This is a genomic window from Xanthobacter albus (assembly GCF_043194895.2).
Taxonomy (GTDB): domain Bacteria; phylum Pseudomonadota; class Alphaproteobacteria; order Rhizobiales; family Xanthobacteraceae; genus Xanthobacter.
This window is the reverse complement of sequence record NZ_CM195532.1, coordinates 3,594,361-3,607,975: the sequence shown is the minus strand read 5'-3', so window position 1 is coordinate 3,607,975 and position 13,615 is coordinate 3,594,361. Positions and strand designations below refer to the sequence as shown.

Below are 13,615 nucleotides of genomic sequence, written 5' to 3'. Positions count from 1 at the left end.
TGGGAGAGAGCCCCCGATGACCGACGAGATCCGCCCCGAGGCCCCCGTGCACGAGCCCGGTTTCGCGACGCTGGCGATCCATGCCGGCGCCCAGCCGGACCCCACCACCGGCGCCCGCGCGACCCCCATCTACCAGACCACCTCCTTCGTGTTCGATGATGTGGACCACGCGGCGGCGCTGTTCGGCCTGCAGACCTTCGGCAACATCTATACCCGCCTCGGCAACCCCACCAATGCGGTGCTGGAGGAGCGGGTGGCGGCGCTTGAAGGCGGCACGGCGGCGCTTGCGGTCGCGTCCGGCCACGCGGCCCAGCACATCGTGTTCCATACCCTGCTGACGCCGGGCGACGAATTCATCGCCTCGCGCAAGCTCTATGGCGGGTCCATCAACCAGTTCAGCCACGCCTTCAAGAGCTTCGGCTGGAACGTGAAGTGGGCGGACCCGGACGACCTCTCCACCTTCGAGGCGGCCCTTTCCGACAAGACCAAGGCCATCTTCGTGGAGAGCGTGGCCAATCCGGGCGGCGTGGTGGTGGATATCGCGGCCATCTCCGCCATCGCGAAGAAGGCGGGCGTTCCCCTCATCGTGGACAACACCCTCGCCACGCCCTACCTGTGGCAGCCCATCAAGCACGGTGCCGACATCGTCGTGCACTCGGCCACCAAGTTCCTGGGCGGCCACGGCAATTCGCTTGGCGGCGTGATCGTCGACGCCGGCACCTTCGACTGGTCGGCCTCCGGCCGCTACCCGTTCCTCTCGGCACCGCGGCCCGAGTACCAGGGCATGGTGCTGCACGAGACCTTCGGCAACTTCGCCTTCGCCATCGCCGCGCGGGCGCTGGGGCTGCGCGATCTCGGGCCGTCGCTGTCGCCCTTCAACGCCTTCCTCATTCTCACCGGCATCGAGACCCTGGGCCTGCGCATGCAGCGCCACAGCGACAATGCCCTGGCGGTGGCGAAGTATCTGGCCGCCCACCCCAAGGTGGAGTGGGTGAGTTATCCCGGCCTCGAGAACGACCGCTACCACGCCCTGGCGCAGAAGTACCTGCCGAAGGGCGCGGGCGCGGTATTCACCTTCGGGCTCAAGGGCGGCTACGAGGCCGGTGTGCAGCTGGTCTCGAACGTGGAGCTGTTCTCGCACCTCGCCAACATCGGCGACACGCGCTCGCTCATCATCCATCCCGCCTCCACCACCCACCGCCAGCTCACGGACGAGGCGAAGGTGATCGCCGGGGCGGGGCCGGAGGTGGTGCGCCTGTCGGTGGGCATCGAGGATGTGGCGGACATCATCGCCGATCTCGACCAGGCGCTCGCGGAAGTCTGAGATCCGCCGGGCGGGGAGGGGCCGGCATCATGCCCGGTTCCCTCCGCCCGGTTATCCGAGTGCGCGAGGCCCTCCGGCGGCCTCGTGACCGGGCGAAGGAATCGGTCCAGTGATGGTCCAGCCTCAAAGGGGGAGGGCCCATGGCATCCGCTTTCTTCCATCCCGTTGTCGTGGTCTTCCTGGGGGCGGGCCTCGGCGGGGTGCTGCGCCATCTCGTGAACCTCACCATTCCCAGGCTGCTCGGCGTCGGCTTTCCCTTCGCCACGCTGCTCATCAACGTCAGCGGCAGCCTGCTGATGGGCCTCATCACCGGCTATCTCGCCTTCAGGGATGGCGAGGCCTGGAGCCAGAGCCTGCGGCTGTTCCTCACCACCGGCGTGCTCGGCGGCTACACCACCTTTTCCACATTCTCCCTGGACTTCCTGTTCCTGATGGAGCGTGGCGACACCGGCCTCGCGCTGCTCTACGCGTCGGCCTCGGTGGTGTTCGGCTTCCTGGGCGTGTTCGCGGGCATCTGGGCGGTGCGCATCCTCACGTGATGCGCCATTTCCCGCGCGAGACGTGACGGCGCGCCCGCCATGCACTATTGCCAGACGGAAAGGCGGAACGCCGCCGCGCGAGGATGGGTCCAAGATGGCAGTGGAGCTGAAGACGGTGAGTGAGGACGAGGCGGGCATGCGCCTCGACCGCTGGTTCAAGCTGCATTACCCGGACCTGTCCTTTGGCCACCTCCAGAAGCTGGTGCGGACCGGGCAGGTGCGGGTGGACGGCGGGCGCGTGAAGACCTCCACCCGCGTCGATCCCGGCCAGAGCGTGCGCGTGCCGCCCCTCGCCGAGGGCGCGCCGACGGAAGGGGCCGACCCCACGGACGGCGTCAACGACTCTTCCGAGGGGTCCGCGCCGCGCGCGGCGGCCAAGGGCGCGGGGGCTGCCAAGGGCGGCGCCAAGGGAAGCGCCAAGGGCAATGACGACCTGACTTTCCTCCGCTCCCTGATCCTCTACGAGGACAAGGACGTGATGGTGCTCAACAAGCCGTTCGGCCTCGCCGTGCAGGGCGGTTCCGGCACCTACCGCCACGTGGACGGCCTGCTGGAGACCATGCGCGACAAGGACGGCCAGCGCCCGCGCCTCGTCCACCGCATCGACAAGGACACCTCCGGCTGCCTGCTGGTGGCGAAGACCCGGCTTGCCGCCTCGGTGCTGGCCAAGAGCTTCCGCTCGCGCGAGGCGCGCAAGGTCTATTGGGCGCTCGTGCCCGGCGTGCCCAAGCCGCGCCAGGGGCGCATCTCCACCTATCTCGCGCGTGACGAGGAGGAGGAGAAGATGCGTGTTGCCCGCCACGGCGAGGACGAGGCGAGCCATGCCATAACCTATTATGCGGTGGTGGATCAGGCCGCGCAGAAGATGAGCTGGCTCTCCCTCAAGCCGGTGACGGGCCGCACCCACCAGCTGCGCGCCCATCTCGCCCACATCGGCCATCCCATCGTGGGTGATCCCAAGTATTTCAACATCGAGAACTGGGAATTGCCCGGCGGGCTCCAGAACAAGCTGCACCTGCTGGCGCGGCGGCTGGTCATTCCCCATCCGCGCGGGCAGGGGGTGATCGACGTTTCCGCGCCGCTGCCGCCGCACATGGCGCAGTCCTTCGCCGTGCTCGGCTTCGACGCCAGCCAGTACGACCCCATCCTGGAGGCGCCGGAGGGATGAGGCGCCGGGGGCGCTTGCCCGTGCTCCTCGCGGCGGCCCTGGCGGGGGTGCTGGCGGCGACTGTGCCGGCGTGGGCGCAGGAGCTGGACATCCTGTCCATCTACCGCGAGCTGCAGGTGGCGCAGCCCAACGGTTTCCCGGCCTACGAGATCGCCGTTTCGCCCGATGGCGGCGCGCGCATCGATGAGGGGCCGCCGGGGGCCTCCCGTGGCCATCCCGCGCTGCTGCTCGACGCCCTGGGCGCCTTCATGCGCATCACCGGTGGCGGCGGGGCGGGCGACGACACCATTGTGACCGAGCTGGCGGCCTGGATCGACCCCGAGGGTTTCCCCCTGGTCGCGCTCAGCGAGCGCGGGGGGCGGCAGGGCGCTCCCTTCGGCGGGCGGCTGCGCTTCTACTCCCGCGCCTCCGGCCGCTGGAACCTCGTGACCGAGCGGGTATGGCCGACGGACCTCGACTTTGCCCTGTGCCGGACGCGAGGCGAGGAGGCCACCGAGGAAACCGCCGGCTGGGATGCGCTGGGCCCCGTGGCGGCGCTGCTGCCGCGCGCGGGGACGGATATCGCCGCCTGGTGCGTGGGCGCGAGCCCCGTCGCGGGCACCGGGGCCGCCATCGTCTGGGACCGAGCGAAGGGCGTCTTCACGCGCGGGCCGGCGCTGAAGGGGCCGGCACCGTGGGTGGCTGCCGGTCGCGACTGATCCTGCCGCCTGATCTTGTCGCGCCGCAACGAAAGCATCGTTTCGCCACTCGCGGCGCAATATTGGAAATTTCATTCGACTTTTGTCGCGCTTCTGCTCCACTCTTGCCATACCGGTGGCCATTCCTGGGCGATTTGAGGCCCGCTGCACTTGAAGTGCGCTTCTCTTCGCCTATGGTGCCCGCCCAATGGGTAGCCCGCAGCGTCAATGGGGGCGGCCCGCGATAACAGTCGCCCGAGGGACACGCACCCATGACACCCTTGCTCGCGCTCGCCCGCGGCATCGATGCGATCAACATGCGCATCGGCAAGATCGCCGCCTGGCTCATCGTCGTCGCCATCTTCGTTTCGGCGCTGAATGCCATCGTGCGCAAGCTGTTCGATGTCAGCTCCAACTCCTGGCTGGAGCTGCAATGGGTGCTGTTCGCGGCCGTGTTTCTCCTGTGTGCCTCCTGGACGCTGCTCGACAACGAGCACATCCGCATCGATATCGTGAACTCCCACCTTTCCAAGCGCATGCGGGACGGCATCGATATCTTCGGCCACCTGTTCTTCCTGCTGCCCTTCTCCATCCTGCTGCTGTGGACCTCGGTGCCCTTCTTCCTCACCTCCTATGCCATCGACGAGCAGTCGCTGAACGCCGGCGGCCTGCCGCAGTGGCCGGCGAAAGCGCTGGTGCCGCTCGGCTTCTTCTTCCTCACGCTGCAGGGCATCTCCGAGCTCATCAAGCGCGTGGCCATCTTCACAGGCCGCATGGAGGACCCCAACGAGGGCACGGGCGGCAGCCATGCGGCGCTCGCCGCCGAGGCGGAGCGCCTGATGGACGGGCAGGCGGACGCCAATGGGCAGAGCGGGGCGCCGGGCGCCTCTTCGCAGACCCAGCGCTGAGGAACGGGACCATGGCCATCGCTTCCTTCGCGGCCCTGCGCCGCCTCCGCCTCGCGCACATCGGCGTGGTGCTGCTCGCAGCCTTCGCACTCGTCGCCTTCCTGCCGGATGTCGCCTTCGCGGCCGAGCCCGGCTTCCGCGGCTGGTTCATCCACAACATGGCGCCGATCATGTTCGTGGCGCTGGTGGTGTTCCTGCTGCTGGGCTACCCGGTCGCCTTCTCGCTGGCGGCCAACGGCCTCATCTTCGGCGTCGTCGGCATCTGGCTCGGCCTGTTCCGGCCCGACTTCCTCCAGGCGCTGCCCGAGCGCGTCTACGGCACCATGAACAACGAGGTGCTGCTCGCGGTGCCGTTCTTCACCTTCATGGGGCTCATCCTCGAGCGGTCCGGCATGGCGGAGGACCTGCTGGACACCATCGGGCAGGTGTTCGGCTCCATCCGCGGCGGCCTTGCCTATGCGGTCATCTTCGTGGGCGCGCTGCTGGCCGCCACCACCGGCGTGGTGGCGGCTTCCGTGATCTCCATGGGCCTCATCTCCCTGCCCATCATGCTGCGCTACGGCTACGACCGTCGCGTGGCCTCGGGCGTTATCGCCGCCTCCGGCACGCTGGCGCAGATCATCCCCCCCTCCCTCGTGCTCATCGTCATGGCCGACCAGCTCAACCGCTCGGTGGGCGACATGTACGAGGGCGCCTTTGTGCCCGGCCTGCTGCTGGCGGGCCTCTACGCCCTCTATATCTTCATCATCTCCTCCATCTTCCCGCAGGCGGCGCCGGGCCTGCCTCTGGAGGCGCAGACCCTGCGCGTGCAGGGCGAGAAGACCGGCTTCGCCAGCCTGCTCGGCGCGCTGACTGCGGCCGGCTTCGCGGTGCTGATCGCCACCGGCAGCCTGCCGGGCCTCACCGCCGGCACGCTGCCGGGCCTCGCCAATACGGTCGTCTGGGGCATCGGTGCGTTCGCGGTGCTCTATTTCATCCTCTCGGGCACCGCGCGGCTGCTCACCGCCTCGCTTTATCTCGTGATGGCGCTCGCCATCGGCCTCTCCATCGCGCTGATGGAGGAGTGGGGGCTGAAGTTCGGCTCCGACTACGTGGTGCTCACCATGTCGGCGACGGTGGCGCTCGCCTTCGTCATCGCGGTGGTGAACCGCCTGTTCCGCCTGGGCCTGCTTTCCAGGCTGGCGGAGCAGGTGGTGTTCGTGATGGTGCCGCCGCTGGCGCTCATCTTCCTGGTGCTCGGCACCATCTTCATCGGCGTCGCCACCCCCACGGAGGGTGGCGCCATGGGCTCGGTGGGCGCGCTGGCGCTCGCCGCCGCCCGCGGGCGCCTCAAGTTCGACCTGATGCGCCAGGCCACCTATTCCACCGCCAAGCTCTCGGCCTTCGTGCTGTTCATCCTGCTCGGCGCGCGCGTGTTCTCGCTCACTTTCTACGGCGTCGACGGTCACAAGTGGGTGGAGGAGCTGCTGGTGTCGCTGCCCGGCGGCCAGACCGGCTTCCTGATCGCGGTGAACCTGCTGGTGTTCGTGCTGGCCTTCTTCCTCGATTATTTCGAGCTCGCCTTCATCATCATCCCGCTGCTGGGGCCTGCGGCGGACAAGCTCGGCATCGACCTCATCTGGTTCGGCGTCATGCTGGCGGTGAACATGCAGACCTCCTTCATGCACCCGCCGTTCGGCTTCGCCTTGTTCTTCCTGCGCTCGGTGGCGGCGAAGACGCCCTACATCGACCGCGTGACGGGCAAGCTCACCCAGCCGGTCACCACGGGGCAGATCTATTGGGGCGCGGTGCCGTTCGTGCTGATCCAGCTGCTGATGGTGGCGCTCATCGTCCTGTTCCCGCAGATGGTGACGCACTACAAGGCGGCGGGCGTCCAGCTCGACCAGTCGCAGATCCAGCAGCAGTTCGACAGCCTGTCGCCGGGGCTCGACGCGCCGCCGCCTCCGCCGCTGGATTTCGGCAATCCCAATTAGGCACCGCCACATTGCTCTGCTAGAGCGGTTCATCAGGGCGCTGCCCCGGCAGGGCCGATAGGCCGGTTTCTCCTGCTACCTTCCGGGAAACGGAAGGGTGCGCCGGCCGATTCGGTCGGCGCGGCAGATCCGGCCGGAACCCGGCCGGCGGCCAGCGGAGACGGTGAGGCATGAACACGAAGCACGACTTCTGCCCCGGCTGCGGGGCGCAGGTCTATCCGGAAGAGACCCAGTGCCCCTTCTGCGGGCGCTCCCTGCGCTCCAGCATCCTGACGCCGGTGGTGGCGGGCGTCGCGGGCACGGCGGTGGCGCTGGTGGCCGGGGCGCTCGTGTGGTGGGTGCTCTCCTCTCCCGCGCCACGCCCTGCGGCGCCCGCCGCCGAGGCTCCGCCTGCGCAGACGCCGCCGGTGGTGGCAGTTGCGCCAGCGGTTGCGCCGCCGGCTCCGCCGCCACCGGTCGCACCTGCGATGCAGAATGGCGCTGCGGCACCCGCCGATGCTCCGCGTCCGACGCAGCCTGATACTGCCGCCTCGCCCATGGGCGAGACTGCGCCTTGGGCCTTCGCGCCGCCGCCCGAGCGCGCCGGGGGCGAGACCTCGCCCACCGTCGCGGTGGCGCCGCCGTCGGCGCCGGCCGCCGCGCCCGAGGAGATTCCCGAAGGCGACCCGGAATCGCGCCGCGCCTTCGCCCGCAGCAAGCAGGACAGCTTCGCCCAGAACGGGCTCGACCTGCAGGTGAGCACCTCCGGCCCGAAGGACACGGTGCTCGTCATCAAGTTCAATTTCGCGGCGAAGACGGCGGCGGAGCTGATCGTGGCCGGGCCTTTCCCCAAGCAGTGCCTGCAGCGCGGCTTCCGGGAGATCTTGTTCCAGGACCCCTCCGGCGCCACATGGGTCTATGACATCGCGACCCAGAAGATGACCCAGAAATGACGCCGCCCGATGGCCGCACCGCCGGCCCAGATACGCCCTCCGCGCCCCTGGCCCTGGTGCTGTTCGATTGCGACGGCACGCTGGTGGACAGCCAGCACATGATCGTCGCCGCAATGCATGACGCCCATACCGCGGCGGGGCTCGCCGTTCCTTCCCGTGGGCGCCTGCTCTCGGTGGTGGGGCTTTCCCTGCCCGAGGCGTTCACCGTGCTGGCGGAGGGAGACCCGGCCTATCCTGTCGCGTCCATGACCGAAGCCTATCGCAGCGCCTTCATGCGCCTGCGCGACAGCCGGCCGCCCGAGCCGATGTTCCCCGGCGCGCGGGAGGTGCTGGCGGCGCTCCGGGCGCGTGAGGACGTGGTGCTCGGCATGGTCACCGGCAAGGCCCGGCGTGGGGTGGGGCGGGTGCTCCAGGCCCATGACATGGAGGGCTGGTTCTCCACCATCCAGACCGCCGACGACGCACCCTCCAAGCCCCATCCGGCCATGGTGCAGCAGGCGATGATGGAGACTGGAATCGGCCCCGCCCACACCGTGGTGGTGGGCGATACCTCGTTCGACATGGCCATGGCGCGTGCCGCCGGCGCCGCCGCGCTCGGTGTCGCCTGGGGCTACCACGCCACCGAGGAGCTCTGGCACGCGGGCGCCCAGCGGGTGGTGGAGCGGTTCGAGGACGTTCCGGCGGCGCTGGCCGAGCTGCTCGGCACCGAAGCGGGCGAGGGGAGGGTGGAATGCGCGAGCTGCTGACGGACCTGGAGACCGAAGGCGCCGACGCGGCCGGCGGGCCGGCCAATCCCATGGCCCGTGCCCAGGCCGCTCAGCGCCCCCAGCAGATGAAGCGCTTCTACAAGAACGTGGCCGTGGGCGAGGCGGAAGGCGGCTTCACGGTGCTGCTGGACGGACGCCCCGTGCGCACACCCGCGCGCGGCTTGCTGCAGGTGCCCACCCGTGCCCTGGCCGAGGCGCTGGTGAAGGAGTGGGAGGCCCAGGAGAGCGAGATCGATCCCCTCTCCATGCCGCTGACGCGGCTCGTGAATGTCGCGCTCGACCGGGTGGCGGCGGAAGCGGGCGCGGTGCGCGAGGAGGTGGCGCGCTACGTGGGCTCCGACATGCTGTTCTATCGCGCCGAGGGCCCGGACGGGCTGGTCGAGCGTCAGGCGCGGCATTGGGATCCGGTGCTGGCCTGGGCGCGCGAGGCCCATGGCGCGCCCTTCTTCCTGGCCGAGGGCATATGCCATGTGGCCCAGCCGGAGGAATCCCTGGCGCGGGTGCACGCCCTGGTGCCGCAGGAGGCGCTGCCGCTGGCGGCCATGCACGTGATGACCACCCTCACCGGCTCGGCCCTGCTGGCGCTGGCTGTGGCGGGCGGCGTGATCGAGGCCGACGCCGCTTGGCAGGCCGCCCACGTGGACGAGGACTGGAACCGCGAGCTGTGGGGCGAGGATGAGGCCGCCACCGCCCGCCGCGCCGCCCGCCGCCTGGAGATGGACGCCGCCGTGGCGCTGCTGCGCCTGGGCGCGCGGGCCGGCTGACGCAGCCGCGCTTTCCCTCGGGGGATAGTGTCATTCCTTCCTGCCGCATGGCGCCGGGATGCCGTGAAGGGCGCAGCGCCGGTGCTGGCGCCTTCCGTTTGCATTGGCTCGCAGTGGTCGCTCCAGGTTATTGAAGATACGCGTTTTATTGACGCGAGCCAGGAGCCCCTTCTCTTGGGATGCCCTGGCGTGGGCAGAGGGTAGCCGGGGGGGGGCTTGTTCACGCCTTCCGTCTTCGCGCGCATCATCCTGCATCCATCCAGGGCGAATGAGCATTTGGTCTGGGGAGGTTCCTGCGGCGCGCTTCGGCGTTCGCGCCAGCCCCTTGGCGCGCGGCGACGGAGGGGCTTGCCTTCCAATAGGGACCGGACGGGCCCGGTGCAGGTCCGACAGCAGGGTGCGACCGGAACAGCGCCTGCGTCCTCAGTGACGCAGGATCGTGCGTTCAGCGGCGTCTTCAAGTCGTGTGGATACCGGCTCGCGTTCGGACGCCGCGTCGATGCGAAGACTTGCGGCGCCTTCCGCCGGTCGGGGCGCTTGGAAAGCGCTGCCACGCCCAAGGGCTATGGGCTTTTCTCACGGGCCTTTGGCCACGCCCGCGCAGCATTTGAGCCAAACTGAAGCGGCGCCGCCAGGAGGCGGGCTCGAGCGTGAGGCGGGCGCGCATTCGTGCCGCCTCCGCTGCCTGTCATCGCGCCCGGCCGGCGCCGCCCGCCGAAGAATCGGCTTGTCACGGCCGGGCCTGCTACACTGCGGCGCAGGAATGCGGCCCACCTGCCGTCTTCGCGCAGCGGGCCGGTCGCCGGGGGACCGTGCAGCATGACCGCCGATACCAGCCGCTCCGCGCAGCGCGCCGAGGCGCCCGCTCCCTTTTCCGATTTCGTCGGGCCCGTGCCCCCGCGTTCGGCGCTGCGGCGGGCGGTGACGGCCGCCACCCGGCGCCCCGAGCCTGAATGCCTTGCGCCCCTGCTTCAGGCGGCGACCTTGCCTTCGGGCTTGCGGACGGAGATCGCCGCGACCGCCGTCCATCTGGCGCGGGCGCTGCGCGCGCGGCCGCGTGGCGCGATGGTGGACGAGCTGTTGCGGGAGTTCCCCCTGTCGAGCCCGGAGGGCACGGCCCTCATGGGCCTCGCCGAGGCGCTGATGCGCATTCCCGACCCGGCGACACGGGACGCGCTGATCCGCGATGCCCTCGGTCGCGGCGATTGGCGCGCGCACTTGCGGCGGCGCGAGGGACGCTCTCTTCTCGCCGGAGCAGCGATGCGGGGGCTCGCGGCGGCAGGCGTTCTGGCGCGCGCGGAGCATGCGGAAGGCTTCCCGGCGGCGCTCGCGCGGCTTGCCGGCCGGTGCGCCGCGCCCCTGGTGCGCGCGGTGCTGGCGCTGGCGGTGCGGCGGATGGGCGAGCGGTTCGTGATGGGCGAGACCATCGAGGATGCGCTCGCCCGTGCCCGCGGGCCGGAGGCGCGGGGCTTCCTCTATTCCTACGACATGCTGGGCGAGGCGGCGGTGACCGCCGGCGATGCCGAGCGCTACCATCACGCCTATGAGGAGGCCATCCACGCCATCGGCAAGGCGGCGGCCGGGCGCGGGGCCTATGCCGGGCCGGGCATCTCCATCAAGCTCTCGGCGCTGCATCCGCGCTATGGCCGCGCCCAGGCGGGGCGCGTCATGGCCGAGCTGGTGCCGCGCCTCTCCGCGCTTTCGGCGCTGGCGAAGGGCTACGGCATCGGCCTCACCATCGATGCCGAGGAGCAGGACCGGCTGGAGCTTTCCCTGGATGTGCTGGAGGCGCTGTGCGCCAACCCCGCGCTCGCCGGCTGGAATGGCCTCGGCCTCGCGGTGCAGGCTTACGGCCGGCGCTGTCCGTTCGTGCTGGACTGGGTCGTGGATCTCGCGCGGCGCGGCGGGCGGCGCATCATGGTGCGGCTGGTGAAGGGAGCCTATTGGGACGCCGAGATCAAGCGCGCGCAGGTGGACGGGCTCGCCGATTTTCCGGTCTTCACGCGCAAGGCGCATGCGGACGTCTCCTACATCGCGTGCGCGCGCCGGCTGCTGGCGGCGCGGGATGCGGTGTTTCCCCAGTTCGCCACCCACAATGCGCAGACGGTCGCCTCCATCCACCATCTGGCAGGCGGCCAGTTCTCGCCGGGCTCCTATGAGTTCCAGTGCCTCCATGGCATGGGCGAGCCGCTCTACGAGGCGGTGGTGGGCGCGGGCGGGCTGAACCGGCCCTGCCGCATCTATGCGCCTGTCGGCGGCCACGCCACGCTGCTCGCCTATCTCGCGCGGCGGCTGCTGGAGAATGGCGCCAACTCCTCCTTCGTCCACCGCCTCGCAGATCCCTCCGTGCCGGTGGAGGAACTGGCGGCCGATCCCGCTGCCGCCGTGCGGGCCATGGCGGAGCCGGGCGCCCCGCATCCGCGCATCGCGCGGCCGGGCGGGCTGTTCGCGGATCGGCCCAATTCGTCCGGGCTCGACCTTTCGGATGAATATGTCCTCGAACATCTTTCGGAGGCTCTCGCCGCCGGCACCGCCCGAAGCTGGAGCGCCGCCCCGCCTTCGGGCGCGGGACCGGCACGGCCGGTGCTCGACCCCGCCGACGGACGGAACGTGGTGGGGATGGTTTCCGAATGCGGGCCGGGCGAAGTGGAGGCGGCCATGGGCCACGCCGCCGCGGCCGCACCCGGCTGGGCCGGGGCGCCGGTGGCGCGCCGGGTGGCGCCGCTGCGCGCGGCGGCCGACGAGATGCAGGCGCGCATGGGCGAGCTGACGGGCCTGATGATGCGCGAGGCCGGAAAATCCGCCGCGGACGCCATCGCGGAGGTGCGCGAGGCCGTCGATTTCCTGCGCTATTACGCGTGCGCGGCCGAGGGCCTGCGCGCCGACCAGAGGGGGCTCGGCCCCATGGTCTGCATCAGCCCCTGGAATTTCCCGCTGTCCATCTTCACCGGGCAGGTTGCGGCCGCCCTCGCCGCCGGCAACAGCGTGCTCGCGAAGCCGGCGGAAGAGACGCCGCTGATCGCCGCCGAGGCGGTGCGCATCCTCCGTCGGGCCGGCGTGCCGCAGGATGTGCTCCAGCTTCTGCCGGGCGACGGCACGGTGGGCGCGGCCCTGGTGGCGGCTCCACAGGTGGCGGGGGTGCTGTTCACTGGTTCCACCCCGGTGGCGCGGCTGATCCAGGCCAGCCTCGCCGGCCGGCTTTCGCCGGAGGGACGGCCGCTGCCGCTGATCGCGGAGACCGGTGGGCAGAACGCCATGGTGGTGGACAGCTCCGCTTTGCCGGAGCAGGTGGTGGCGGATGTGATCTCCTCCGCCTTCGACAGCGCCGGCCAGCGCTGCTCGGCGCTCAGGGTGCTCTGCGTACAGGAGGAGGTGGCGGACCATATCCTCGCGCTCATCCGCGGCGCCATGGCCGAGCTGCGCGTGGCGCCCACCGGGCGGCTTTGCGCGGATGTGGGGCCGGTCATCCGCCCCGCCGCGCGGGAGGCGATCGAGGCCCATGTGGCGCGGATGGCCGCGCGCGGCCACAAGGTTCATCGCGCGCCGCTGTCGCCCGAGGCCGACCACGGCACCTTCGTGGCGCCGGCGCTGATCGAGATTGCCGCCCTGGCGGAGCTGGAAGGGGAGGTGTTCGGCCCGGTGCTGCATGTGCTGCGCTATCGGCGGCGGGACCTTCGGCGCGTGATCGAGGCGGTGAACGCCACCGGCTACGGCCTCACCTTCGGTCTCCACACGAGGCTTGATTCCACCATCGCGGACGTCACGGCGCGGGTGCGGGCCGGCAACATCTATGTGAATCGCAACATCATCGGCGCCGTGGTGGGCGTGCAGCCGTTCGGCGGGCACGGTCTTTCCGGCACCGGGCCGAAGGCCGGCGGGCCGCTCTACCTCCAGCGCCTGGTGCGCGGCGCGCCGGGCCTGCCCGTGGCCAATGCCGGGGAGAAGCCCGATGGCGCGGCGCTCGCCTTCGCCGGCTGGCTCGAAGCGCAGGGTCTCGCGGGGCTGGCCCACCGCGCGCGGGGCTGGGCGGCCATGGCGCCCCTCGGTGTCGCCGCCACGCTTCCCGGACCGGTCGGCGAGAGCAATCTCTATGCCCTGGTGCCGCGCGGCCGGGTGCTGGTGTCGGCCGAGACGCGCGGGAGCCTGCTCACGCTGGCGGCCGCTGCCCTCGCCACCGGCAATCATGTGGTGGCGGAGGTGCCCGGCGATCTGGCGGAGCTTTCATCCGCATGGCGCCGGACGCTGCCGCGCGCGGTGCGGCGGCGGATGTCCTGGATAAGGACGGGGGAGGACACGGGACCGGTGGACGCGGCTCTGGCGGAAGGGGACGCGGTGCGGATCTCGGTACTTTCACAGCGCTTCGCCGCGCGCGAGGGACCGCTCGTGCCGCTTCATACCGTGTCGTTCGAGGAGGAGGCGGAGGTGCCGCTGGCGTGGCTGATGCGGGAGGTCTCGACCTCCGTCAACACGACCGCTGCCGGTGGCAATGCCACCCTCATGGCAACGGCGTGACGCACAACGCCGAAAGGCGCGCCCCCGGCCGGGCTTTCCTGCCGGAGGCGC

The 13,615-nt window shown here is 70.6% G+C and carries 10 protein-coding genes; all 10 read left to right on the top strand.

Annotation, left to right across the window (positions count from 1 at the left end; translation table 11 throughout):
* The first annotated feature begins 16 nt into the window (after nucleotides 1–16).
* The 10 genes from V5F75_RS16170 to putA all read left to right on the top strand — a co-directional run bounded on the left by V5F75_RS16170 (nucleotide 17) and on the right by putA (nucleotide 13,564).
* The gene (locus tag V5F75_RS16170; protein ID WP_394033807.1) at nucleotides 17–1,324 is read left to right on the top strand and encodes an O-acetylhomoserine aminocarboxypropyltransferase; all 1,308 of its coding nucleotides are present in this window, start codon (nucleotides 17–19) and stop codon (nucleotides 1,322–1,324) included.
* Nucleotides 1,325–1,464: 140 nt separating this feature from the next.
* Entirely contained in the window at nucleotides 1,465–1,863 is a 399-nt protein-coding gene (gene crcB / locus V5F75_RS16165) for a fluoride efflux transporter CrcB (protein WP_394033806.1), read from the top strand.
* 94 nt (nucleotides 1,864–1,957) lie between these two features.
* A complete protein-coding gene (locus V5F75_RS16160) occupies nucleotides 1,958–3,031 on the top strand; it encodes an RluA family pseudouridine synthase (RefSeq protein WP_394033805.1) in 1,074 nt (357 codons plus the stop codon).
* Between the two features lie 14 nt (nucleotides 3,032–3,045).
* Nucleotides 3,046–3,729, top strand: a complete 684-nt coding sequence (locus V5F75_RS16155; RefSeq protein WP_394033804.1) for a hypothetical protein — start codon at nucleotides 3,046–3,048, stop codon at nucleotides 3,727–3,729.
* A gap of 251 nt (nucleotides 3,730–3,980) precedes the next feature.
* Nucleotides 3,981–4,616, top strand: coding sequence for a TRAP transporter small permease subunit (locus V5F75_RS16150; RefSeq protein ID WP_394033803.1), 636 nt, complete (start codon nucleotides 3,981–3,983; stop codon nucleotides 4,614–4,616).
* A 158-nt stretch (nucleotides 4,617–4,774) separates the two neighbouring features.
* Complete coding sequence (locus V5F75_RS16145) at nucleotides 4,775–6,589, top strand: TRAP transporter large permease (RefSeq protein WP_394034087.1); 1,815 nt, start codon at nucleotides 4,775–4,777, stop codon at nucleotides 6,587–6,589.
* Between the two features lie 170 nt (nucleotides 6,590–6,759).
* The gene (locus V5F75_RS16140; RefSeq protein WP_394033802.1) at nucleotides 6,760–7,521 is read left to right on the top strand and encodes a zinc ribbon domain-containing protein; all 762 of its coding nucleotides are present in this window, start codon (nucleotides 6,760–6,762) and stop codon (nucleotides 7,519–7,521) included.
* A complete protein-coding gene (locus V5F75_RS16135; RefSeq protein WP_394033801.1) occupies nucleotides 7,518–8,267 on the top strand; it encodes an HAD-IA family hydrolase in 750 nt (249 codons plus the stop codon). The genes V5F75_RS16140 and V5F75_RS16135 overlap by 4 nt, the downstream gene beginning before the upstream one ends.
* Complete coding sequence (locus V5F75_RS16130; protein WP_394033800.1) at nucleotides 8,252–9,052, top strand: ATP12 family chaperone protein; 801 nt, start codon at nucleotides 8,252–8,254, stop codon at nucleotides 9,050–9,052. Before V5F75_RS16135 ends, V5F75_RS16130 begins: the two co-directional genes overlap by 16 nt.
* 819 nt (nucleotides 9,053–9,871) lie before the next feature.
* Nucleotides 9,872–13,564, top strand: a complete 3,693-nt coding sequence (gene putA, locus V5F75_RS16125; RefSeq protein WP_394033799.1) for a bifunctional proline dehydrogenase/L-glutamate gamma-semialdehyde dehydrogenase PutA — start codon at nucleotides 9,872–9,874, stop codon at nucleotides 13,562–13,564.
* The last annotated feature ends 51 nt before the right edge of the window (nucleotides 13,565–13,615 follow it).

Bases quoted from the DNA above. Each gene is read 5' to 3' on its own strand.
- V5F75_RS16145 (WP_394034087.1), top strand. From the start codon at position 4,775: ATGGCGCCGATCATGTTCGTGGCGCTGGTGGTGTTCCTGCTGCTGGGC.
- crcB (WP_394033806.1), top strand. From the start codon at position 1,465: ATGGCATCCGCTTTCTTCCATCCCGTTGTCGTGGTCTTCCTGGGGGCG.
- V5F75_RS16140 (WP_394033802.1), top strand. From the start codon at position 6,760: ATGAACACGAAGCACGACTTCTGCCCCGGCTGCGGGGCGCAGGTCTAT.
- V5F75_RS16130 (WP_394033800.1), top strand. From the start codon at position 8,252: ATGCGCGAGCTGCTGACGGACCTGGAGACCGAAGGCGCCGACGCGGCC.
- V5F75_RS16160 (WP_394033805.1), top strand. From the start codon at position 1,958: ATGGCAGTGGAGCTGAAGACGGTGAGTGAGGACGAGGCGGGCATGCGC.
- V5F75_RS16170 (WP_394033807.1), top strand. From the start codon at position 17: ATGACCGACGAGATCCGCCCCGAGGCCCCCGTGCACGAGCCCGGTTTC.
- putA (WP_394033799.1), top strand. From the start codon at position 9,872: ATGACCGCCGATACCAGCCGCTCCGCGCAGCGCGCCGAGGCGCCCGCT.
- V5F75_RS16150 (WP_394033803.1), top strand. From the start codon at position 3,981: ATGACACCCTTGCTCGCGCTCGCCCGCGGCATCGATGCGATCAACATG.
- V5F75_RS16135 (WP_394033801.1), top strand. From the start codon at position 7,518: ATGACGCCGCCCGATGGCCGCACCGCCGGCCCAGATACGCCCTCCGCG.